Annotated in this window: 24 protein-coding genes and 5 pseudogenes; 24 read left to right on the forward strand and 5 right to left on the reverse strand. The window is 38.4% G+C overall.

The window, feature by feature from the left end; all coding sequences use genetic code 11:
• Positions 1–162 precede the first annotated feature (162 nt).
• Positions 163–363, reverse strand: coding sequence for a helix-turn-helix transcriptional regulator (locus ACFINS_RS08390; RefSeq protein ID WP_375650438.1), 201 nt, complete (start codon positions 361–363; stop codon positions 163–165).
• Between the two features lie 207 nt (positions 364–570).
• Positions 571–738 (reverse strand): annotated as a pseudogene (locus ACFINS_RS08395) (integrase); the annotation flags it as partial.
• 224 nt (positions 739–962) lie between these two features.
• Here ACFINS_RS08395 and ACFINS_RS08400 point away from each other — a divergent pair.
• From ACFINS_RS08400 to ACFINS_RS08515, 24 genes and pseudogenes are all read left to right on the forward strand, one after another.
• Positions 963–1,874, forward strand: coding sequence for a radical SAM protein (locus ACFINS_RS08400; RefSeq protein WP_375650434.1), 912 nt, complete (start codon positions 963–965; stop codon positions 1,872–1,874).
• Positions 1,867–3,651 (forward strand): MFS transporter, encoded by a 1,785-nt coding sequence (locus ACFINS_RS08405; protein WP_375612536.1) that lies wholly within the window; start codon positions 1,867–1,869, stop codon positions 3,649–3,651. Before ACFINS_RS08400 ends, ACFINS_RS08405 begins: the two co-directional genes overlap by 8 nt.
• A 571-nt stretch (positions 3,652–4,222) precedes the next feature.
• Complete coding sequence (locus ACFINS_RS08410; RefSeq protein WP_375706084.1) at positions 4,223–5,215, forward strand: hypothetical protein; 993 nt, start codon at positions 4,223–4,225, stop codon at positions 5,213–5,215.
• A gap of 72 nt (positions 5,216–5,287) precedes the next feature.
• A pseudogene (locus tag ACFINS_RS08415) lies at positions 5,288–5,950 on the forward strand (hypothetical protein).
• A gap of 10 nt (positions 5,951–5,960) precedes the next feature.
• A complete protein-coding gene (locus ACFINS_RS08420; protein ID WP_375706085.1) occupies positions 5,961–6,896 on the forward strand; it encodes an AMP-binding protein in 936 nt (311 codons plus the stop codon).
• A complete protein-coding gene (locus ACFINS_RS08425) occupies positions 6,874–7,371 on the forward strand; it encodes a hypothetical protein (protein ID WP_375612533.1) in 498 nt (165 codons plus the stop codon). Before ACFINS_RS08420 ends, ACFINS_RS08425 begins: the two co-directional genes overlap by 23 nt.
• Entirely contained in the window at positions 7,359–7,730 is a 372-nt protein-coding gene (locus ACFINS_RS08430; RefSeq protein ID WP_375650426.1) for a hypothetical protein, read from the forward strand. Before ACFINS_RS08425 ends, ACFINS_RS08430 begins: the two co-directional genes overlap by 13 nt.
• 453 nt (positions 7,731–8,183) lie before the next feature.
• Positions 8,184–8,663, forward strand: coding sequence for a class I SAM-dependent methyltransferase (locus tag ACFINS_RS08435; protein WP_375612531.1), 480 nt, complete (start codon positions 8,184–8,186; stop codon positions 8,661–8,663).
• Between the two features lie 119 nt (positions 8,664–8,782).
• A complete protein-coding gene (locus tag ACFINS_RS08440) occupies positions 8,783–9,136 on the forward strand; it encodes a hypothetical protein (RefSeq protein ID WP_375612530.1) in 354 nt (117 codons plus the stop codon).
• A gap of 61 nt (positions 9,137–9,197) precedes the next feature.
• Positions 9,198–10,001 carry a hypothetical protein gene (locus tag ACFINS_RS08445; RefSeq protein ID WP_375612529.1) on the forward strand — a complete coding sequence of 268 codons (804 nt, stop codon included), beginning with the start codon at positions 9,198–9,200 and terminating at the stop codon, positions 9,999–10,001.
• A 94-nt stretch (positions 10,002–10,095) separates the two neighbouring features.
• Complete coding sequence (locus ACFINS_RS08450) at positions 10,096–11,169, forward strand: citrate/2-methylcitrate synthase (protein WP_375650422.1); 1,074 nt, start codon at positions 10,096–10,098, stop codon at positions 11,167–11,169.
• A complete protein-coding gene (locus ACFINS_RS08455; protein ID WP_375706086.1) occupies positions 11,160–11,957 on the forward strand; it encodes a beta-hydroxyacyl-ACP dehydratase in 798 nt (265 codons plus the stop codon). Before ACFINS_RS08450 ends, ACFINS_RS08455 begins: the two co-directional genes overlap by 10 nt.
• Positions 11,945–12,502 (forward strand): hypothetical protein, encoded by a 558-nt coding sequence (locus ACFINS_RS08460; protein WP_375650414.1) that lies wholly within the window; start codon positions 11,945–11,947, stop codon positions 12,500–12,502. The genes ACFINS_RS08455 and ACFINS_RS08460 overlap by 13 nt, the downstream gene beginning before the upstream one ends.
• Position 12,503: 1 nt before the next feature.
• Complete coding sequence (locus ACFINS_RS08465) at positions 12,504–13,007, forward strand: DUF6622 family protein (protein WP_074380593.1); 504 nt, start codon at positions 12,504–12,506, stop codon at positions 13,005–13,007.
• Between the two features lie 874 nt (positions 13,008–13,881).
• Positions 13,882–14,658 (forward strand): annotated as a pseudogene (locus ACFINS_RS08470) (tail fiber protein); the annotation flags it as partial.
• Between the two features lie 9 nt (positions 14,659–14,667).
• Positions 14,668–14,919, forward strand: a complete 252-nt coding sequence (locus tag ACFINS_RS08475; protein WP_375610781.1) for a hypothetical protein — start codon at positions 14,668–14,670, stop codon at positions 14,917–14,919.
• 17 nt (positions 14,920–14,936) lie between these two features.
• Positions 14,937–16,640, forward strand: a complete 1,704-nt coding sequence (locus ACFINS_RS08480; RefSeq protein WP_375706087.1) for an alanine-zipper protein — start codon at positions 14,937–14,939, stop codon at positions 16,638–16,640.
• Positions 16,641–16,653: 13 nt separating this feature from the next.
• The gene (locus tag ACFINS_RS08485; RefSeq protein ID WP_375612619.1) at positions 16,654–17,319 is read left to right on the forward strand and encodes a lysozyme; all 666 of its coding nucleotides are present in this window, start codon (positions 16,654–16,656) and stop codon (positions 17,317–17,319) included.
• Positions 17,316–17,543: a hypothetical protein gene (locus tag ACFINS_RS08490; protein ID WP_375612620.1), complete on the forward strand. Its 228-nt coding sequence runs from the start codon at positions 17,316–17,318 to the stop codon at positions 17,541–17,543. Before ACFINS_RS08485 ends, ACFINS_RS08490 begins: the two co-directional genes overlap by 4 nt.
• Positions 17,476–17,682: a hypothetical protein gene (locus ACFINS_RS08495; RefSeq protein ID WP_375646540.1), complete on the forward strand. Its 207-nt coding sequence runs from the start codon at positions 17,476–17,478 to the stop codon at positions 17,680–17,682. Before ACFINS_RS08490 ends, ACFINS_RS08495 begins: the two co-directional genes overlap by 68 nt.
• Positions 17,675–17,893: a hypothetical protein gene (locus ACFINS_RS08500; RefSeq protein WP_375630254.1), complete on the forward strand. Its 219-nt coding sequence runs from the start codon at positions 17,675–17,677 to the stop codon at positions 17,891–17,893. Before ACFINS_RS08495 ends, ACFINS_RS08500 begins: the two co-directional genes overlap by 8 nt.
• Positions 17,894–17,966: 73 nt before the next feature.
• Positions 17,967–18,694: pseudogene (locus ACFINS_RS08505) on the forward strand (DNA adenine methylase).
• Positions 18,695–18,817: 123 nt separating this feature from the next.
• Positions 18,818–19,185, forward strand: a pseudogene (locus ACFINS_RS08510) (XRE family transcriptional regulator).
• 315 nt (positions 19,186–19,500) lie between these two features.
• Positions 19,501–20,649 carry a tyrosine-type recombinase/integrase gene (locus tag ACFINS_RS08515; RefSeq protein ID WP_375706088.1) on the forward strand — a complete coding sequence of 383 codons (1,149 nt, stop codon included), beginning with the start codon at positions 19,501–19,503 and terminating at the stop codon, positions 20,647–20,649.
• Positions 20,650–20,704: 55 nt separating this feature from the next.
• On the opposite strand, the gene ACFINS_RS08520 is transcribed toward ACFINS_RS08515, so the two are convergent.
• The 3 genes from ACFINS_RS08520 to ACFINS_RS08530 all read right to left on the reverse strand — a co-directional run.
• Positions 20,705–22,777: a hypothetical protein gene (locus ACFINS_RS08520; protein ID WP_375696679.1), complete on the reverse strand. Its 2,073-nt coding sequence runs from the start codon at positions 22,775–22,777 to the stop codon at positions 20,705–20,707.
• 266 nt (positions 22,778–23,043) lie between these two features.
• The gene (locus tag ACFINS_RS08525) at positions 23,044–23,256 is read right to left on the reverse strand and encodes a hypothetical protein (protein WP_375696678.1); all 213 of its coding nucleotides are present in this window, start codon (positions 23,254–23,256) and stop codon (positions 23,044–23,046) included.
• On the reverse strand, positions 23,249–23,461 hold a 213-nt coding region (locus ACFINS_RS08530; protein WP_375706089.1), incomplete at its 5' end, for a hypothetical protein. The genes ACFINS_RS08530 and ACFINS_RS08525, both read right to left, overlap by 8 nt.

The raw sequence follows: 23,461 nt of genomic DNA on the forward strand, positions 1-23,461 counted from the left end.
CTTCCCATATGTCGTCCTGGTGCTGTCATGCCTCAGCGAAGTGTTGAGAGACGCTTAAATAGCCCTTATTGTAAAAAACATTCAGAACAACTTGAATGCAAACCTTAAGTCTTGCTTCAGCAGAGAAAGCCTTGTCCATCCTTATGTGACAAGGTTTTCTTTTTATGCCGCGTCGTTATAACGTTGCTGTTTTGCTTGTTCGATTACATTCAAAAGATCCGATTGTAACCAACGCGATAAAAAACCAAATTTTAAAGGTTTTGGGAGAGAGCCATTAGTTACATGACGGCGGAATGTTGAAACACTCATATGAAGCAATTTTGCACTTTCACGGTTTGTTAAAAGAATATCATTTTCTGTCATTCTAAAATCCTTTCACTATAAAAATGGTAACAAATCATAATCATTTATTAACCACATTTTGGTTCATTTTTGAAGGTATTTTATTTATAGAAAACAATATTTTATCATATAAATTCTCATGTGATAATTTATGAGTCTAATTGAGAGCGAATGAGAGAGAAGAGAGAGAAAGTTATCCACAGATCATGGGGTTATTCACCCCATATTTTAGGTTTGACCGGTGACATAAGCCGCCCATTTATCCATATAGACACGGCGCTTTTCTAGATAGTCAGTGCGACGATAGGAGCGCTCTACTTGTCCTCCTACTGTATGACTTAGAATAGTTTCAGCGACCTCATAGGGGGCATCGGTTGTTTCTGCTAGCCAATTTTTACAGAATCAGAAAATTGAAACTGTTTCGGCAAAGCTTAATGTAGAGACAGAGATTTTAGCATCAGATTTTTCAATCTTGTTAAGAGAACTAGAAAAGAATGGCTTTCTTTTAAAGAAGGAAAACTTGATTAGTGCGTCAGATTCGATTTTTGATCTTAAAAAATTATGGGTACCTGTAACACCTATTATACATATTATCCAGAACTGCAATAGCCCCTTGTATCATGTGCGATTGCTGGAAGATTAAGGAAAAAAATTGGCATACTCCAGAAAGTTTAATACCCTTATTTAGAATGTTGAAAGAAAAAGGAGCTGCCTCAGTGATGCTTTCTGGGGGAGAACCTTTAATGCATCCGAGGCTTAAAGATATTTTATTAACGTTGAATGAACTAGGTCTGCCTGTTGAATTAAATACCAATGGCATCTTATTGCATAAAAATTTATGGATTTCACAGTATGACATAAAAGAAATTGTTATTTCTATGGATTCGACTAGTGTCCAAGGATATTATGATATACGGGGGGCGAATAAATTTGATCGCGTGTGGGAAAACATTGAAACAGTTAAGAATCTTCAACCTCTGCAAAGTATAGGAATAAGAGCGACAGTTACTAAAGAGATTCTAGAAAATATTATTAATTTTATCGATTTTTGTATAAGCAAAGATGTCGATTATATCGGATTCAACCCGCTCGATACGTCGTCATTTTGTTTTTCTAGAAACAATAATACAAAGGATCGATCTAAGGCTTTAAGCAACAAAATTCTTCCGCCAAACGCCTCACTTTTTCATTTGAGAGATGAATTATCAAGGAAAGAATCCCCCCTCCAGATTTATATAGATAAAAAGTTCCAAGAAAGGAAAATCTCATGGACGTCACAAAATTTTGTAAATTGTATTAATTATTACTTAGGCGAAAATTCTGCGTACGTTTCGTCGCCGTTAATGTGTTTATTTCCATTTTCATCCTTGGTATTGGACTATAATGGAGATTTAAAAAATTGCTTTTATTCAGAAGCTTTTGGGAATCTACAAAATTATGAGGCAATAGATTGGTCTGCTCAAAGCGTTTTAAAATCTTTGAAAGAATCTGGCGCATGTAGCGGATGTCGTGGGAAGGTATTTTGTGGATAAGGTTAAGCAATTTAAGATTTATAGCGTTAGCAAGTCTACTGCTCTAGTGGTTGCTGTTTTACCACTTTTTTTGTCGGAAAAATTGCATTTGTCGCAAGCGGATATTGTTTTAATCGGTAGTTATTTTTTATTGCTTCCTTTGATCTTAGAAGTCCCCTTGGGTTTATTATCAGATGTTTATGGAAGTAAGCGCGTTATTTATACTGGGCTGTTTTTCTTTCTTTGCGGTTTTTTAGCTCTTTTTATGAATTATGCATATTTTGCTTACGCCACTTATTTGTTGTGTATCACATTAGCGGCCGCTTGTTTCTCAGGTGCGGAAGATAGTTTACTCTTTTCTGTAGTACCAAAGCATCGCACACTGTTTTCCGTTAAGTCCGAAGTGGCTGCTGTTACCTATAGTGTGACAACGGTACTTATTTTTTTAGGGGGAATACTTTATTATGTGCATCCTGCATTGCCTGTAATTTTTCAAATCCTTTCATTAATTTTTGCTATTTTTATGTTTTCAAAACTGACGAAGGGATTAGATAGTTTTCATATCAACGCTCATCCGAGTATTTTCACAGTTATGTGCGCCAGCCGTAAAGAAGTCAAAAACCCTTATCGCTTCACTCTTGTTTTTTTAAGTGCAGTTTCAGCTTTTGCTATTTTGGTTAATAATCGAACTGTTTCTATCGCATTTTCTGATTTTTTGCCATTTCAACCTGCTATTTTGGTTTCGATTATTTTTATCATTGGGAATTTTTTTTCAGCAAGTTCCAATATATTGTTTCAGAAGTATTTTTCAAAGTTTCAAAATCCTATTTTTCCCGTCTTAATGATTGGTTGTATGGTAACCATTGCTTTTTTTCTCATGTCATTTCAAATTATTGCGGCTCTTATATTAGGATTTTTACTGCTATGTGTTTTTAAATCTGCTTATCGATCTTATCTGTCGTCTCTTCTTATAAATTCACTGATTGATCCCAAAGCTATCGCGACTGTTTTATCATTTACAGCCATTATTACAGCTGTTGTATCCTTTGCATTCAGTTTTTTATACGGTCATGTTTTTTCAACATTCTGGCAAGCTAATTTGTGGTTGGCAGTGATTATGGCTGTGATTTTTGGGGTGTCTGCTTTAATTATTTTTGTCAGAAAACAAGAAATCATTTGGTTACAGCCTGAAAATGCACAATCGTCAAAACAACATTTCTTGAAACGCAAGCATCAAGAGTTTTGCTATGGGCAAATTTATCCGGAAGCATCGTGCATTAATGAAAACATCAAGGATGGCTCTTTTCGACAAAGTCTCTATCCTGCACCAAATTTGATAACACTTTGCGATGAAATAGTCGAATGGGAGTTTATCCGAGGTACTGTATTGAGCCAAATGGATTTGCTACATCAAAAGGCGATTATTGATCAAATCAATAAGATCTTTCAAGATCGATTAAGCAAGAATATAATCTTATCACATGGAGATTTACATCCTGATAATATCATTGTTACTTCTGATAGTTCTTTTATGGTAGTGGATTGGGATTTATGTCAAGAAGCCAGTCCGGAATTGGATATCTTAACATTTTTCACCAGTCCAAGATTATCTCTCAATTTAGAAGAACGGATAGACTATATTTCTCATTTGCTGTCTATATCAAAGGATGAAGCTTTACCAATGATAAAAGCGTTTGTGGCTAAAAAAATTTCTGATCTTTCTCTATACCAAAATATTTTCATGAAACAATTAGTATTGGATTATATGAACTTGAATAAGAAATTTCATGGGCGATAATATTGTAATTTGTAATGAAAATTGCAGTGCGGGCTGCAATCATTGTCCGTATTCGATGGAATATATGGTGAGAGATGACGTGTTGCCTGAATCTTTATATACAATAAATGACATAAAATCTGATTTTATTATTCTTTCTGGTGGAGAGCCTTTTGAGCTCGATTATGATTTACTTCATAAATATACTTGTATGTGTCTCATTTGCAAAAAATATTTTCGGATTGCAACAGGGGGCACATCTATATTCAACCATATTTGAAGCTATTAAAGAGTAATCCGTTCTTTTTAGGGATACAAATAGGCACAGATGTTATTTCAGAGATAAGAAATCTAGACAGTAAAAAATATAAACAAACGTGGGTGCGTAACATAGAATGTATGAAAAAAGATAGCGTACCATATAGTGTGACGATTACTTTATCGGAGAGATTCGATTTGGCAGAAGTGTTAGCTCTAATACGTATCGCTACTCCCGAGTTCATTTTAGTTAATTTTGAAAATAGAAAAAAGTATGAGAATAGATTTCAGTTAAATATGATACGGGATTTTTTTTCTGGCTGTGAGATAAAATATGGATATACGCATCAGAGTTTACACCAATAAATATAAACTATCGGATTCTTTTCACAGTTCTTCTGGTGTGTTAGTTGAAAAAACAGAACTGATAATTTTATTTACTGCTCAGGATAAAGTTATTTCGCCCTTTGCTATGGAGTTGCCATTGTCACCTAGTCACGGAGAAATGCCGGACGATTTTATAAAATCTGTAAATGAACGATCAATAAATAAAAGTAAACACTTTGCAAATTCTTTAAGCTATTTCTTTGGGTTGGAAGATTTTTTTAAAAAAGTTGAAATGGCTAAAATTATTAATTCTGGATTAAAGAAATCTATTAAAACGATAGGAATAGGTGCAATTATTGATGATGAGATACGTAATTACGATTTGATAAAATTGAAATCATCGAATCAGTATTTGGATGATACAATTGCAATTGTTAATGAAAACAAAAATGTAAAATTTATTATTGATTTCAATGCAAGTATTAATTTTGAGCAGTGGAATTATTTTATTGATAGGATAGATAAGAATAATTTGTTTGGAATAGAACAGCCTGTGAAATTTCCTTCAAAAATTCCAGATTTGGGTTTCTTAAATATCGCTGATGAGACATTCGTGAAATGTGGTTATGAAAAAATTCACGAATATGGCTATAATGATTTTGTCTATAAGCCATTTGCAAGTAATATTAAAGAATTATATAAGTGTTTTGAGAATAAAAATAACTACGTTGGTATGGTTGGAAGTAATGTTTCAGGCCCTTTAGATTGTAGTTTTTGTAACATCATAAATCATTATATGCCTACCACATTAGCAGGAAATCGTGCAAGTAATTTTGAAGCGCATCCGTTAAATAATAAAACTGAGGATTTAATGAGAATTCGAGAAAAAAAGATATCTCTCTCTGATGAATTGTTTATTTATCTTGATAAATTTTGCCAAAAGGTATCGGATTTGTATTTTGATATGAATCAATTAAAAGAAATTGCTACAAATATATAGTATTTCCCACTCTGAAGCAGCTATGTTTCGTGAATAGATATAGGACATACCGATGGAAGAACGATATGGTGCTTGTCTCATGATCTTGCGCGATTAGAAGAAATGGGAGTGATATCGACTGATCAAAACTACAGTGGACCACGGCGTTCGCGGCCTTTTGACCGGCATCGCAGCGGATTTGTTTTAGCGGAGGGCGCAGGTCTGTTCGTTATTGAAAAATTATCTAACGTACTGGCGCGGCAGCGTGAGCCGTTGGCCTATTTATTGGGTTACGGCGGTGCACTTTGCGCACAGCATATTGTAGCGCCGCATAAAGATGATCTCGAAATGCAACTGTCGATGGAACGAGCCATCGAACATGCGGGTATTGACCGTACCGCTATTGATTTTGTGAATACACATGGGACATCGACAGTACAAAATGATCAGCACTAAGCCAGCGCAATCAGAACGGTTTTTGGCGCGTACAACCCAGCGATTGTGGCAACAAAATCTTGGCACGGGCATCTGATTGCTGCTGCCTGTGCGATGGAAATTTTGTGTGTACTGGTTTCTTTTCGGAACAATGTTTTGCCTAAAATTTTGAATTGTGATGAAATCGATCCTCAATTGCCTGCTAGCATTGCGCTTGTGAGGGAGCATCAGTACCGACCGCTTAAATATGCATTGAAAAACTCATTTGGTATGGGTGGTAGCGCAAGCAGCTTGGTTTTAGGGAATCCACAATATCTGTAAGGGACACCTCATGCTAACAATATATTCCTTATTAGAAAGAAACTGGCAAGTGATTTATCATCACAGTCATTATTCGGCAGAGGATGTCAGCATGATGACAAAAGGGTGTGCAGATACCGTAGTTAGATATTTTCGTGATCACCCGCAAGAGGAGCAAAATAAGCTGTTTGTTTTTGTGATTAGAAATAATTTCGAAGGTCTAATCAGCTATTTTGTTGCGTCTATGCTAAAATTGAAAGCTTGGATCGTCAGTATTCATGATTTAGACATTGTTGATATGCTGGTTGATGCCAATTGCATTGCGGCTGTTGTAATGAGCCATGAAGTTAGGAATATTAGTATCATCAGTCACCGGATTAATATCGCGTTTGATCACTGTTTTTCAACTGTGAACGAAAATCTGGCTGATTTTACAGCATATCCGTGCGCGCATTTCTATTTTTGTACCTCCGGAACAACCAGTAAGCCGAAGTTGATTCAATATCATGAAAATATTCTGATTGAGAATGCCATCGCGGTGAGCCAATCTCTTGGACTAAGTAATGAAGATTGCTCATTGTGTTATTTCCCGGTGCAGTATATGTATGGTCTCTCTACTATGCTATGTGCCTTCTTATCGGATAGCAAACTGGTATTTGAAAAATTTCAAATAAGTAATATTGTTGAACTCGTTTCGCACTATAGCATTACCAACTTGCCTTTAATCGGTGACTGGATGCTGGAAGTAAGCGACATTTTTACCAAAAGCCGAATCCATGTGCAAAATATCTTGAATGCATCCGATCGTTTGCTTACCGTACAAGCATCGGGCATCCTCTCATCATGCACGACGTTATGGAATAACTTCGGTCAGACCGAATCCGGACCGCGCTTGTTTCATAATAAGATCTGCTCGCTACGCGATATTGAAAGAACCAGTAAATATGGGCGTTGTGGCACCGGGTAAGGTTCTGGTGAGTGATATAAAAATTGATTTGCGCCCCATTGATCGGGCGGATGCTTCTGATTCAGTGCGCCGTATGTTTTATAAAACGCCTTTCGCGTGTGATGGTTATGTTGATAGTTCCTTGCAATTAAAGCCGCGTGATGAATGGTTTGATTCCGGCGACCTGTTTGTTAAAGATGAATCCGAATGCTATTACTGGATAGCCAGAGCCGTTAATGAATTTAAACACAATGGTAAGTTTATCCCAGTTCAACTGATCTCAAATGACATTATTAAGTATGCCGGATGTTTAAGGCATTACTTTTCAAAAGCACAGAACGGCGATCTTTATCTCAACCTTGATATGTCGGCAAATAGTGAGCAGGTTAAAGTCGTTACTAAACTATTGACTGATAAATGGTATCAGTATGCATTTAAAGTAAATATCAGAAAAATTGCCACGACAAATACAGGGAAAATAAAATGTACCATGTAGATAAAGCTCATGGTATGAGCAGAGTGTATGTTAATCGCCGTGCAAACAATTATCTGTGCATTGTGAGCCATTCTTTTTATACCTATTTTTTAGCTATTGATAGGCTTCATCGTTATTTGCCTGTATCGACGAGACGTACATCGAGAATGATATTGCATCGTGAAATGGCGAAGGTACTTTTTATCGATATATTTAAACGGATTTTGCCAGATGTAAAGATGTCACACAGTTCTGTGAGCCATGGACGGAGTAAAAGTATTATGTTGCTTAATAATGATCCGCGGATTCAGTCTGTCGGGGTTGATATCGAATTTATTGAGAAAAAAACTACCGAGGCCATTTATGCTAGATTACTGTGAAAAATGCGCGGACTTTCCAGCAGGGCAGGTGCTGGATAATCGACTATGCACCACAATATTTAGCTGCATGGAGAGCTTGTATAAGGCATTATGCGCCATCTCGGCGTGTACTTTTGATATAAATGATTACTTTTTAGTTGAACATGACAGGACGCGATGTGTTTTTCGGTACGTTGGGAATACATTTGTGTTTAAAGGGATGACGTTTATTTGTAACTGCTATTATCTTTGTCAATCTGTGATAACCGTTGTTTTGCTGGATGCATGTTTGCAATCAATTATTTTAGATGACCTCTTATATGAGGACGTAACCGTTTCTATACCCAGTTAGTTTTTAACGAGTTTACGGCAATGCCATAACTAGCTTCATTTAGAGGAATATGTGATGAATGATTTACTGGTGAATATCACCCCTGAGCACTATGAAAGGTATGCTATTGAAGGTACATCACCGTGGAATGCGTATTTGATGGAAAGAATTCTGGAAGAAGCATCTGGTGTTACTTCTGCGAAGAAAAAATTCTCGATATTGGCATGGGAACTGGCCACATGCTTTTCAAGCTTTACCGCTCCCAAAAACTCACAGACTATTTCTTTTACGGGGTTGATATCGATCCCCGTATGGTTCAATTTTGTGTTAAAAAATGTACCGAGTTAAAATACCAGCATGCATTCAACATCATTGAAGCCAGTGTCAGCAATTTACCGTTTCCCGATAACTCCTTTTCAATGATTTATGTCCGTTCCGTAATTCATCACTGGGCTGAACCTAAAAAAGGATTACAGGAGTTGTGCTGTGTTTTAGATCGCGGCGGTCGTATTATCATCCACGACCCCTTGGCTGATTCAGAAGAAACAGCACTGGTATTTTTAACCAATCACGTCGTGAATGCGGTGTGGCAGCTATGTCCACAGAAGAAAAATTTACATTAGCCGGTATCACCGATCTTTTATACGGCTGCGATCTTAGTGAGATGAGCTGGACAGTGACACGTGGAGAAGGTCTAGCAGCTCTGGGTTGTGCAATTTTCATTAAAAAGGTCTGAGTTATCATGGATTATTTCTGTGCTGAAATGTATGCAAAAATGCAACCACGTATAACGGCAATAACTGGCTGCCATGCACTCGATTACATTGCTTTCCCCGATTTGGTTAGGATAAGTACACGCGTTTATTCGATCACTGGTGATAGTGGTTCTTTGACTCAAGTGGACTCTGCGGGTGAACACTTACCGATGCTGATTAGTGCTACAAGTGGCATCACTGGGGCGATGAAAATGGCCAACGTTCGTTTAAAATTCTGTAAGGAAGGGATCAGCTCATCAGAGCGCAATTTAATTCGTAACCTGCGCGGCGCGGCAGGTTTTTTCCCTAGGGGATGTTGTTGGCAACCTGTTTACGATTAATCTGTTTTCATCTTTACACTACTTGGCGTGTGAAATTTTAAAAAATTGCCGTGCACATGTTGTGCCGGTTGGCGATATTGCTCTGCTGCTGAAGAGTCATTTCGAGTTTCTGGCTGAAATACGACTCTCGGTACTGTTTGGTGTGCCCAGCACCATCGTTCAGTTCGTTGAAGCTATGCTCAGCCTTGGGGTTCCACTGGCAATTAAAAAAGTGGTCTTTACTGGTGAATCGATGCTGAGCGTGCATGAAAACTATCTGCGCAAGATGCTGGGCGCCGATCTGCGGATAATTGGTTTATATGGTTTGTCGGAGTGCGGTTTCATTGGTATGTCCGCCGAAGGGCGGCTTAATCGGTACCTACTCTTCAGCGATGATTTCTTCTTTGAATATGAAGATAAGAGAGGACTGCTAGTGACATCGCTGGATCCCGATGTCTCGCGCAAACTTATCAGATATTCCGTGGGCGATATGGGCACATTATCCGTTGAAAATGGTGACCTCTATTTTGAAGGTATTAAACGCAATGCTGTTGATTTTAATTTCATGGGAAATTTGATTAGCCATGAAAAAATATTCAAAATTATTAATCGAAGGTTGCCCGATGTGATTGTTCAAATTGTATTGTCTTTATCCGCGGATAGACAAGAGATTATGGATATTAAAATCTGCTGCGAAGTATTTCACAACCTTGATTTGTCCGAACTAACTGAGGAAATCTATCATTTGCCGGATATTTATGAAGCCTATATGAAAAAGCGCGGGCGTATTAATCTCACCCTCGTCGAATATAGCGATTTGCTTTTCTCATCCAGAGGGAAATGCCTGCTAGTTTATGACGCAAGGGAGTCCTGTAATGCAACTTGATAATTTGTGTAATGAAATTGTATCAGGGAATTCGCATACGATAAATGTCAACATCAGGTTTTATAGCGTGTCACCGGAGCAGCAGGAGTAAATCATGTCAGATGATGTTATTGATAATTATGATTTAGATAATAACGTATTGTTTATTCGTGGATGTAATTTGATTGATATTGCCGATGAAAACCGTTATTTGCAGAACGCATGGTTTGCACTGACCGGCAACCTTCTTAATGAAGAACAGATGGATCGGCTGATTCAGAATGCTAGCGCCGAACTGCAAAAGACGAACCCTACAGCCAAACTGCAGGCGATGCATCAACTGATCAATGCATTGCCATCTTTGAGTTTAACGCAGCGATTTATGATGTTATTATCGCAAGTTGAGGTTTCGGCGGCTCAGGGTAAGGTCATGGCTCCCGTAAGCGACGGTAGTTGTCTTAAAATTATCTTGCTGATGCCGTGGATTATTGCATTGGCGCGCTCTTCCCAACAGTTTTCCGATTTTCCGGCGATCGAAAATTGCAATACCTTTGAGCGTGCTTTTTGGTTAGCATTAACTAGCAAGGAAGCTTCTTCCGACTGGGATATTGATATGCTTTGCCGGTGCATGTCTCTACTGCTGGGCGGGTTTGGTATTGTGACACCTACAACCACCACGATAAGATTTATTGCCAGTACCAAGAGCGACGTCATTTCTGCACTAATCGGTGGGTTTTGTGCCACTGGCCCCGCGCATATGGGAGCCTGCAAATATGCTATCATACGACTTTCTAGTGTCCTCCATGAGATTGAAGCTGGGAATCTTGAGGCGGCGGTAACGCATTATTGCAAAGACAAACCTTGGCCAGGGTTTGGTCACCCGATTATGCAACGGGATGTCCGGGTTGATTACTTTTTTTCACGCTTTCAGGTGCCTATGCGTCCCTTCAGTTCGCTTGCGCGATCTATTTCAGACAATACAGGACTGCAACCCAATGTCGATTTTCTAATTGCAAGCATCATGAGCAAACATCGGGCTTCTCCTGAGCTGGGATTGTTGGCTTTTTTCGTTTGTCGTATGCCGATACTTCTCGCGCACTATCAAGCGCGGTTTAGTGCTCATTCCTTCGGTTTATCATCAAAGGATTTAAGAAAAAAATATAAAAAGGTCCCCAAATTATGGCTATAAAACATCACACCAAGCCAAATTTCTTGGGTATATGTCAGAGTATCACTTTAACCGCACCGATGCGTGCTTGCGGGCAAATCGATATTTCTCACTGGGAGTTAGCCCATAACTATTTAAAACAGGGCTTGTTACTCGAAGCCTTGCATCAGTTTTCAGTTCGATTCGCCACCATGGTGGCTAAAAACTCGGATCTCACTTATCGCTATCTCCCTGTTATGGTTGAACAGTTTTTCTCTACCACCCATTTTGATAGCGATCGGTTATGCGTTGAAGGACATATTGAACGCATTAATGAGGCCTACCGTATTCCCTGTAAGGCTAGCACATATGACAATGGAAAGGCCGTTATTGCGCAGGCAATCATCATGGTCAGTAAGGTCTGCTTCCTTGGCTCGTGTTCTCAGAAAGTCGCTCTTCCATTACTAGGCGATTTATGTAAAATTTCCTCCGTAACCGGAGATTCTTGTACTTTTTCCTTTAATGCGCATCACCCGCTTTTTGAGGAACATTTCCCTTCCCGCGCCATATGTCCTGGTTCACTATTGATTGAGATGGTTCTGGCTTTAGCCACGCAGGGTAGGACGAAAAATATCGCATCTGTTGCGCTGAAAAAAGTAAAGTTCATTGAAGCAGTTTATCCGGGAGATACCTATCAGTTGACCATTAAACAGGATACAGAGTGTGAACCGGGTGGCGTTTTTTATATTCATACGGAAACTAAAAAACGAAGCACTTGCGGTAAGTTTTCTATCAAATATAAAAAGGAGGATGCGCCATGTTTAACATAATAATCTCTTTTATTCCGTGGAGTATTTACTCCTGGGTTATTAATGGAAACTTTTTAACTCTGGTCGAACGCTCTCTCATCTTAACTGTGATTTTATTGTTCATTATTGCTGTGAATATTAAAATTGTCCGGCAGGGAGAACCCGTGATGATTACTAACATTCTGACATTTATTGTCCTGTTTGTTAATTATTTCGCTGGATGGTCTACACTTTTACTGAACTACCCCACAGTTTTTTGCTATCTGTCACTTGCTCTGGTTTCATTGATTAGCTTGCTGGTAAAGAAACCCTTTACTATTTTTTATGCCAGTGCTGGTGTTTCTGAAGAAAAACGCAAACATATCCTATTTTATCTCATCAATAAATATATTACATGTATTTGGGTAATCATCTTTTTTGCCAATGGTCTTCTAGTGGCTTTTTTTACATGGACCCCCCAGATTTGGTTAATCACTATGGGTTTAATTTGTACTGGTATTCTTTTTTCTAAATATCTTCCTAACATCATGCAATATTTTTATCGCATCAAACATCATGGAGCATAATATGTCATTGTTTAACATTCTGACCGGAACCCCTTTATGGGCTTGGATTTTGCTTATTTTTCTCATTGCGAGGGGAATAATCGCATTGAAAGATAGGGAAACGAAGGTTTACCGCCTTTTTCTCTTGCCGTTAGTCTTTCTTTTTTTGGGCGCAAGCGATGTGATTAACCAGCTGGCTTTCCCACGCTGGGGAGCAATCGCAATGTTGGCAGGGCTGATGATCGGCTTTGGCGTTGGCTGGTTGCTCTGGCGTGCTACTGCGCGTTTAAAAATCAAAGAGGGAACGGATTTCATTATTCTGCCTGGTACGCCGTTGACGCTGACATTTATTCTTATCGCTTTTGTCATCAAATTCACATTGATTGTTTTTCTCAAGGTTGTACCTGATTTGAAATATGCATTTGATTTTAACCTTCTTTTTGGTCTTTTAAGTGGGTTTACTGGTGGTGTGTTGTGGGGCGGCACATTAAATTTATATATAGCATTTCGAAAGAATCCAAATTAATCCCTATACCATTAGCTGTGGGTACTTCCCATTAGAACTATCTCAATAGAAGCTTATTCCTAACAACAACGCTGCATACAAATGCAGCGTTGCCTCGTAGTTTCAGATTTTTTTATCCCAGCGCGTGAATAGGAGAGGGAAGTGATATATCTGACTATACCCCCTTGGGGGAAGAGCGAGCCTAAAGGTTTAGAATGCTATGAGTTTGAGCTAGCTGGACTTTGAGCAGATGGTTTATCGCTCATGGGAAATCATTTTGTTTTACGATTCAAAAAGAGGATAGTGATGGTCTCATTGGCGTAGGTGGGCAAGAAAACTGTTAGCTTGGCAATGCCGTCAACAATTTATAGAACTATGTTGTGGAACCCCTACGCAAAGCCGTTGCTATGATGGCATGATGCTTTTGTCAAGCATTATGATATGGGGAGGAACCGGTGTTTAAGGGTGCAGCTGCGGTCACTATACGATCCAGTAGCATTACGTTTTTACGTTTGAGTATTTAGGAGCGGTAGACTCTGTACAGGCTATGCGTGCAATATGTGAAGCACGCTTGTGGGAAGCAGTGTGCCATTATTGCGTTGTGCATGCAACCCTCTAGCTAGTACTTCATTGGTAAGGTTGTTTTTTGAAGCTGATTAATTATCTGGGTGTTTTTTAAGAGAACGTTAGCACTGATGTATCGCGTGCCGTACCAAGAAATCTTCCAAAAAAAAATTATTAAAAATACTAAAAATATATGTGCAAGATGAACAAATGCTTGCTGAGGATATTGTATCAACGACTGTAGCTGCTTAAGGGCACATAATCTTGGGGGGCATAATGTTGTATAAAAAATCATGAAGTCCAAAAAACTCGTAAAGGTGCATTGCACTTCTCCTTTACGTTGACGACGCTTTCTCCAATAGCAAAATATAAAAACGATATCATTATCCGCTTTAAGGCGTGTGGTATAAATATTGGTACGACAACAATAAACATGAATAATATAGGAGCAAAGCCACTCTATAAAGCCACCAGCACGGGAATAGTACCATTGACAGGTGCTGAGTTACAAACAAATGGTATTTATGAAATAGTCTATAATGATGGCGTATCAACAAAAGGTCTTGATGGCTGGTATCTTTTAAACCCTACCCCCATTCCACCACCGAAGGTCGAAACCTTTCCTTGTGGTTTTATTGCGACCTTTGCTATGCAAGAAGTCCCAAACGGCTGGCTTTTATGTGATGGCGCTACTTATGAACGCAAGGATTATCCGCAATTATTCAAGGCGATAGGGGATAAATGGGGAAAAAACAGCGATACAACCTTTAAAGTTCCAGACTTTAGAGGAATGTTTTTGCGCGGCTTTGATAATGGGCGCGGTTTAGATCAAAATAGAGACTTCGCAGAGGTGCAAAAAGACAGCATTAAATCTCATACACATGCTTGTACCATTGAAGAGGCAGGTCAACATACGCATAAGCATGATTATTCTATGGTTACAAGAGTTGGTCAAATAGGTGGCAGAAATCCTGCTTTTGGTAATTCATATTATACAAAAGATACACAACCTGCTGGAGTGCACACGCATAAGGTAACTATTTCTTCAACGGGCGAGGCAGAAACACGCCCTGTTAATGTACCGGTTGTTTATGCCATAAAATCGTGAGTTTTTCAAATGATCAATAATCCGTCTGCTATTGATGATATTGCGGACGCGGAGCAAATCCGCGTCCTTTTTTATGCAAGCAATCGAATGGTTCATGCACCCTTAAATAAGGTACTTGATCTTGTCAAAAGCGACATACAGCATGATCTTTTAAGCGCTTTGGCAGAATATAAAGAAGCGACAGATCAACGCATAGAGATCATGCAAAAACTGATTGATGAATTGCAGTCCTCTCTCTCACACAACAAGACAACGAACTGATTAAGGAATGAAACGCGATGCCATTACCCTATCACACACATATATTTAAGCTTGAACCAGCAACAAAAGAAGAAGTCAAAGAAGGTGTTTTAGATAGTAAGGCTCTTGCACCTGTTTCAGTGGGGAGTGCAGCAGCTTATGAGGTAGAATATTTTGCAACCGCTGCTCAAGGAAAAAAGGCTGATGATGCTATTGCAAAGAGAGATATTGGAGCTCTTGCTTATAAAGATAAGGTCACAATTTGTGATATTGAAGCAGGTGGTGAAGCGCATGAGAATGCGATTTTATCAGGCGCTGGCTGGGTAAAAATATCGCCTTTAGGGATTGGCGATATGAAGGCTGCTACATATGATCCCGACAATGTGGGGGCAAATACATTTTCTATGGAAAATATGCACGAGGGTCCTACCAAAAAGATCTTAACCATAGAGGAAAGATCAAAGCTACGATGGTTGAGTTCTACGCAGCCAACGATGGAAAAATGGCGGAGGGGAGATGAAGGTGTTTATTATCCCATATCTCCGGTAGATCTCAAAAATACCATTCGTTATTTTGTAGGCTCAAAGTCTTTTGGTATGTCAAAATCAGTTTATGATCCAGATAAAATAGAAAAAGATGTATTTGATATGGAGAATATGAAGGAAGGGAAAAAGCATCTTATCTTAACTCCTCCAGAACGTGCACAGATTGCAAAAATTGATAAAGTTGAAGATGTTGCACAACAAGGGATTCATGTTGCAAGTGAAGCGAAGAACGTTGCAGATAGTGCATTAAGAACAGCAAATGATGCAAAAGCTTATGCAGTAGATGCAAAAAAAACGGCTGAGACAGCACAAAAAACGGGAGACAGTGCAAAAGCTGAGGCAAATATTGCGCAAACAGCAGCCGATAAAGCGCAAGATACAGCACATAGTGTACAGAAAAAAGTTGATCTCATTCAACCTCTTGCCAAACAAGACTGGATTGATGGCACAAAAACAGTGGATGCACTTATCTCACCAGCCAAACTGATGGCTTCAATCAAAGCAAATAGTAGCAATAGCAGCGGCGGTAGTAGCGGCAACAATGATGGCGGGGTTAGAAAACCTGTTGAAATTCTGATGACAGAAAGCGGAGATATTCCATTGCCTGATGGTATTACTGCTGACACCGATATCGAAGTATGGGCTTGGGGCGGTGGAGGTGGTGGCGTTAAGGATGGCGGCGGCGGTCAATGTGTGCATGTTAAAATGAAAGGTTCTGATTTAGATAAATTAAAAACAGCTTACATTGGTCGTGGTGGTAAAGGTAATGACAGTAACATTTTGTGCAATGGTGGTAGAACAATGATCAAAGGGCTTGTTACAGCAGAAGGAGGATATTCCGTTTCCATGACTCTCGTTAACTTTGGAGGGAAAGGCGGCGATGGAGGAGGAAACAGGGAGGGCAGCAGTGGTGAAAGCTTTATTTTTTCTGGTGGTAATGGTGGAGGGAGTGGAATAGACGGCAAGAGAGCTGATACTGGTGGAAGTTCTTTTCTTGGCGGCGGCGGCGGCGGTGGCGGTAAATGTAAGGGTTCTATCATGGGGCAGGGTGGTGAGAGTTACAAAGGTGGTAACGGTGGTAGAGGTGGTAAAGAATGCGGCGGCGGCGGCGGTGGATATTTTGATGGGAAACACGGAAGCGACAAAATTGGCGGCGACGGCGGTGATGGAGCAGTACTCATAAAGGTATATTTATAAGGTGAATTGAACAATGGCACGGAAAATAAGTAAAGACTGTTTATACTGTTTAAAAAAGTGGGAAGGTTTGCGCTTGCAGGCTTATCAAGATGCTTCTGGCATATGGACGATTGGTTATGGTCATACGAAAAAAGCCGGTCAACCAACAGTTGTTGAGGGTATGGTGATTACAGAAAAAAAAGCTGAAAACATGCTTTTAGCAGATTTGCGGCAATATGAGAGGGCGGTAGAAAAAGCAGTTTGTGTGAATTTAAGCGACGAGCAGTTCGGCGCTCTTGTTTCCTTTTGTTATAATGTGGGTATTGCAGCTTTCCAAAACTCTACATTGCTTAAAAGGCTTAATCGGGGGGATTATGAAGCGGTACCAACCGAATTGCAGAAATGGACCAAAGCGGGAGGCAAACGTTTACAAGGTCTCGTACACCGGCGTGTAGCAGAGGCAGGGCTATGGGCGAAAGGGGCTTATGTTTCTTCTAATTATCAAACAGTAGAAACGAAACAACCAACAGGGTTTCTCAAAGCAGAAGCATTGGCACCGATTATTGGTTCTTTCTCAGGTCTTGGTGGGTTTTTAGCGGGCAATGGACCAATCCAATGGGCTTTAGCCGCCATTATGGTTTTAGCGGCATGTACTGGCATTTTCTTTGTTGCTAAACGCTTTCAGGAGCACCGCCTATGATCTTATGGATGAAAAGAAACTTGATGGTAACAGGTGCGGCTTTAGCCGCTTTTTTTATTGCCTTAGCAAAAGCTTTTACTCTTGGGAAAAAAGTAGAGCAACAAAAGCAAACAGAAAAAGCTTTAAAAGCAGCCACAACACGGCTTGAGGTGGAAAGTGAAGTTAATCAAAAAAGTGATGCTGATATGCGTGCTGCTCTCTCTCACTGGTTGCGCGACAAATAAATATGCTTCTTCTTGTGTTGGTTGGTTACCTATTTATTTAAGCCGGCAAGATCTGAACGCCATCAGTTCCAATTTAGCAAGAGAGATCTTAAAGCACAATAATCTAGGTGAACGCTTGTGTGGGTGGAAACATGGTTAGAAAAAAATCCAAAAAACACACAGAGCTTACAGAATCAGAAAAAGAAATGCTTCAAGAAATGATCATCACCTATCAAAGCGTGAAAATGATGTCTCGCTTGATGAAGTGGATAGCATTTTTTCTTTTTTTGCTTATCCTCGATTTTGCACGCCTCATGGACGCGCTAGATAATGTCATTGCACATTTAAAGCAGTGGTTTTCAAAGAACTAGTCTCACTAAATTTATCTTTAAAATATGAAAAAATGATTAGGCTTGCAAAAGCTTGAGGGAATGAACTTCGCTTATGAAAGAGGAAAGTTTTACACAAACACTGTTTGCGTGGATGGGTGGTAAACACTATTTGCGTAAGAAAATTATACCGATTTTAAATAGCATTGACCATGAAACCTATGTTGAACCATTTTTAGGTTCTGGTGTTATTTTCCTAAATAAAGGACCAGCAAAATATCCCGTTATTAATGATTTGAATGGAGAGATCACGAATCTGTTTCAATGCGTTCAAAACCATTTTGATGATTTAGCCAAACGATTGGAGTGGTTTGTTTGTTCAAGACAGTTGTTTTTTGACCTTGCTGCGATTGACCCAGAAGAGCTCTCCAAAGTTGAAAGAGCCGCACGGTTTTTATTTCTCCAACGTTGTGTGATGTATGGGAAAAAAGAGTATGTCTCTTTTAGCTTTGGAAGAAAAAGCCTATAGCATTTAATCCCGAAAAGCTTTTAGCGAGGATGAAACGTGTTAGACAGAAGCTTCTTGATACGACGATTTTAAATTTGTCGTGGGAGCGGATTATCGAGCTATTTGATGCACCCGACAGTTTATTTTACCTAGACCCTCCTTATCTTGTAAAGAAGAAGTGCTATAGCTCTGGGAATTTTGTTGAAGATGATTTTGTAAGTATGGCAAAAGTCCTCAAAGGCATTCAAGGCAAATTTGTCTTGAGTCTCAATGATTGTGATGCGGTTCGAGAGATTTTTAAGGATTTTGACTTTTTAGAATTAGAGACCCTTTGAACCTCTGGTTTTGCTAAAAAATCACTCCGAAAAGAACTCTTGATTCGCAATAATTGAAGAAAATCATAAAAAGATTTGTTAGAATCAGAAGAAAATATTTCTTCTCTAATAGGACTTTTTTTGATGCTTACACCATTTGGTAAAACCTTACGCAAACTTCGCATTGATCATTCAGAACGCCTTTAGATATGGCTAAAAAATTAGACATATCTGTAGCATTTTTATCTTCTGTCGAGATTGGCAAAAAATCTGTTCCTGTAGGACTGGAGAAAAGGATCATAGAGCTTTATGGTTTAGATAAAGAGAAGGCTTCTCTCTTAAGGAAAGCAGCTTATGCTTGTCGCAAAAGTTTTACAATCAAGACTTCTGATCCGTTGAGGCGTGAAGCTGTTGGTGAGTTTGTTAGAAATTTAGAGAATTTTTCACAACAAACCTTAGCAGAATTAAAAGACCTTCTTGAGAAAGTTTGCAAAAAAAGAGGCGTCCTATAGAGATAGGTTAAAAAATCCTATTCCCTAACTTTTATTTACGCGTCCCTCACTGTAAAAAATATATGGAAAATCAATAAATCATTTTGGATAAAAAAGAGCATGGTGCCCCCAGAGAGCGAATCAGGCTTTAGCAACAAGATTCAAAGTATATAAAGATGTGTAAGGGCGTATTGATGTCTATAGCTTTTTATGATTCAATAAAAAAAGTAAGTATTAAAGAAAAAATCTCAAATCAGAAATTAAAGGTGGTCTAAAAGGTGGACCCAAAAAGGTGGACGAGCAATGCTTGAAAAGGTGGACGAGAGGGGACGTTAAGTGAGGGCGATTCATCGGTTATCAGCATCATTCGTAAAGACGTCCTCGCAGGGTAAATATTGTGACGGGGCGGGGCTATGGTTGAATGTTCGAAAAGACAATACACGCTCTTGGTTTTTTCGCTATACGCACCACAATAAGCGCCGTGAAATGGGACTTGGTCCTGTTACAAAACTCTCTTTAAAAGAAGCGCGTGAGCTTGCAAGATATTATAGTGATATTCTTAAAGAAGGCAATGATCCTATTGTCTTTCGAGAACAGACTATTTTAAAACAGCAAAGCAATATCTTCCAAGAAATTGCAAAAGCGGCTTTTGAAAGCAAAAAAGCAGAGTTGAAAAATGAAGGTAAAAACGGCCGCTGGTTTTCTCCACTAGAGTTGCACGTTATTCCACACATAGGCAAATTACCTATAGAAAAATTAACAGCCAATATCATCCGCAATGTTCTCTCACCCCTTTGGCATGAAAAAGCAGACACAGCGCGAAAAGCGCTTAACCGTATCAATATTTGCTTGAAATATGCTGCGGCTCTTGGTTTAGATGTTGATCTACAGGCTTGTATGAAAGCACGCGCGCTTTTAGGAAAACCACGTGCGACATCAACAAATATTCCTGCTATGCCATGGCAAGAGGTTCCGGCATTTTATCAAAGCTTGGATGATAAGATCCTTTCAAATTTAGCACTGAAGTTACTCATTTTGACAGGAGCACGATCATATCCATTGCGCTATTTGCGCCTTGAACAAATTGACAAAAATATATGGACGATACCAAAAGAAAACATGAAAGGTATTGTAGGAAAAGTTTCAGACTTTCGCGTGCCACTAAGTGATGAAGCTTTGAGAGTTATTGAAAAAACTCTCCCCTTTGAAAAGAATGGTTTTCTCTTTTCTGGTCTTAGAGGCAACCCCATTTCTGATGCTACCATGGCAAAATATATGACAATTTGCGGCTTAACCTATCGTCCCCATGGTTTTCGTTCAAGCTTACGGGACTGGATAGCAGAGACAACGTCAACACCATTTGAGATTGCCGAAACTGTTCTTGCACATACAGTTGGGAGTTCAGTGACGAAAGCCTACATGCGAACGGATTTTTTAGAGCAACGGCGTGTTCTTTTAGAGCTGTGGGCTAGCTTTATATCGTGAGTGGTTTGACAAAATATTCTAAGGCCATTAGAGCATAAATATAATTATTGTTATTCTACCTTAATGGCAACCCTAAAGCTTTAAAGAAACGTTGATGTCTTTTCTCAGTATCAGCTATGAGCTTACTAAACGAAATAACCTCTATATAGGACTCATAACTCTTATGATATCCAAAATATCCCATATGATCGCCTGATTCTGTTAAATCCCAACGTTTGCAGCACTCTTTTATTTTTGGAGTTAGATCACAGACGACATAACAGTAACCGGGAACTTTTCCATCCAAATTTATTGGACGCCCTTTTGGGGTAAGTACTTTGCCTGCACGAATTTTTTCTAGATAAGTAATGACCTGCAAAATAGGATCTGTTTCGGTACCAGCTTTCGCGTCATCTCTCATGGGACGCTTAATTTCTACTATAGTAAGAGATGCCAAAGTAGGAGATTCTAAACCCTCTTTGCTATCTGATACTAATAAAGGATTCCAATAAATAGAATTATTACATAATTCTAAACTACATATATCAGGTCTTTCCTTTTCCATAGAGCCGGTAATAGACATTTTTTTTAATGATAAATCAGAAGCTAAATAATCATGAAATACTAATTTTTCGTCTATCAACCACAAGTTACAATTATCCATAGCTACAGAATTAGAATCACACTTCATGGGTACTATGAGTTGATGAATAACGTCTTCTTTAATATATTCTTTACCACCGTCATAAAGAGAATTTAAAGATTCCTTCAAAAGTTCTATGATAGTTTTTCTATGGAATAAGTAATTTGCCAAATCGGACTTTTTAAGATCACATACAGCATTTACATATTTATTAATTCTTGCTGCATAACTATCTGTATTTTCTCCTTGTTGAACTGCTAAAACATTATAACCTTCTTCTAAAATTTCATTTTCTACTCTAGCAAGACATTCATGCAAATGTAGTTCCAATTTTTTATCATTTATTTTAGGTGAAATCATATAGTCATTGTCTGTTAAATAGTTTAGGAGTGGACGATAGCGTGGTACTTTATGTGTGAACTTTTCAACTATCTCCTTACTGTTTTGAATGTTTTGCTTCAATTCTACAGCTAAATATTTTTGAATGCTTTCATAAATGGCTTGTCGTATTATCGGAAATGATATTTTTTTTCTTTTAAATAAATCTTCTTGTTTATCTTCAACATTTTCTTCAATATCAAAGCCTATTCTTTCAGAACGTACTCTTTCATCTAAAAAAAGAGAGCTTACATAACAAGAGTAGATAAATTCACCTATATCATCTTGCAGTTTTGATTGCATACCCGGAATTTTCTCAGATAACTTTTCTTTTGTAATAGCTCTATTGCCTGCACAAAAACATAAAGCCTGATTTTCTAAAGGTAAGGATCTAAATTTAATATGCATAATAGAAAAATTATAATTTTCTATTTTTATTTTTTCATTTAAAACGGCTCCATGCATGCATTGTTCATATAGATCATTTAATAATATCTTTTCTGTGTCATCTTCAATAGTTATGAAAGGGCAACCACCAGTTCTTGCAAAATACCAGAGACAATGTTCTAAGAGTGCTTTTGCGATAGATTGTAGTTTTTTAGGAATATGATTTTTATATTTTTGGTTTAGACCTGTTAACTCAACAATAGTTTCTCTCTTCGTACAATTATCTTGAAATTCATCTAATTCTTTTATACCTGCAGCAGCATCAAATAAAAATGTGCGCCCTTTTAATCCTCTATCTGTTTCATAAATACTCCTGATTTTTATATTATCAAAAGCTTTAAGCCATAAAAGTCGTCCTATACCATGGCAACCTTTATCTCTTTTATAATCTGAGTCTAAAGTTTTAAATGATTGAAAATTATGATCATTAAAGCCTGTACCATTGTCGATCACTTTAAAACCTACAATTTCTGTCTCGTTTAGTTTTTCTGTATCTTTGTCAAGTGGTAGTGAAGCTTGCTTCGATCTTATGACTGAAACTATAATGTAGCGTGAGGAAAAATCATTTCCTATTTCTTCAATGGAATGAATAGAATTTACAACTGCTTCAAAAAGAGGCAGTAGAGCATGATTTTCTGGTAAAGATGTATTTCTTACGCGGCCACTTAAATTTGTTCTCATTATCCACTCTAATCTATAAAAGACAATCAATTGTGTCGTTTTACAAAGATTTGACTTCCTCTTCATCCTTAAAGGATTAAAATTTCGAAGCTGCTCATATCAAATACAGTTTATTAGAAGCTTTAAATTCATGAAACAATTAATTCAAAGATTAATTCTTTGAAATCCACTGTTTTAAATGTGCAAAGACATTCTCTATCGCCTCCATGAGACGTGCAAAATTAAGAAACCATTTTCTAAAGAATTTCGCGCGTCTCAGAGTATGTTTAGAGTCGGATATTTGGTTTTTGTGTAAAAATACTTACAAACGCATCCATAATACGTGAAAAATCAAGGGCTAATAAGAGTATAATGAGTACAATCCATTTCGTATAACGTGACATCACTTTTATACTTTTGTAGGTCATGATGATTTCTTGAAGTATTTCTTTTTCTCCTTCTGTAAGTTCTATATCGTCTTGTGTTCTTTTTCTAGCCATGTTTCCACCCACACATACGTTCACCCTGCTTGTTATGCTTTAAGATTTCTCTTGCTAAATTGGAACTGATGACGTTGACATCTTGCCTCTCTAAATAAATTGGCAACCAACCAACACAAGAGACATACTTATTTGTCGCGCAACCAGTCAGAGAGAGCAGTACGCACATCAGCATCACTTTTTTGATTAACTTCACTTTCCACCT

It is taken from the genome of Bartonella sp. AA2SXKL (assembly GCF_042197205.1).
Taxonomy (GTDB): domain Bacteria; phylum Pseudomonadota; class Alphaproteobacteria; order Rhizobiales; family Rhizobiaceae; genus Bartonella.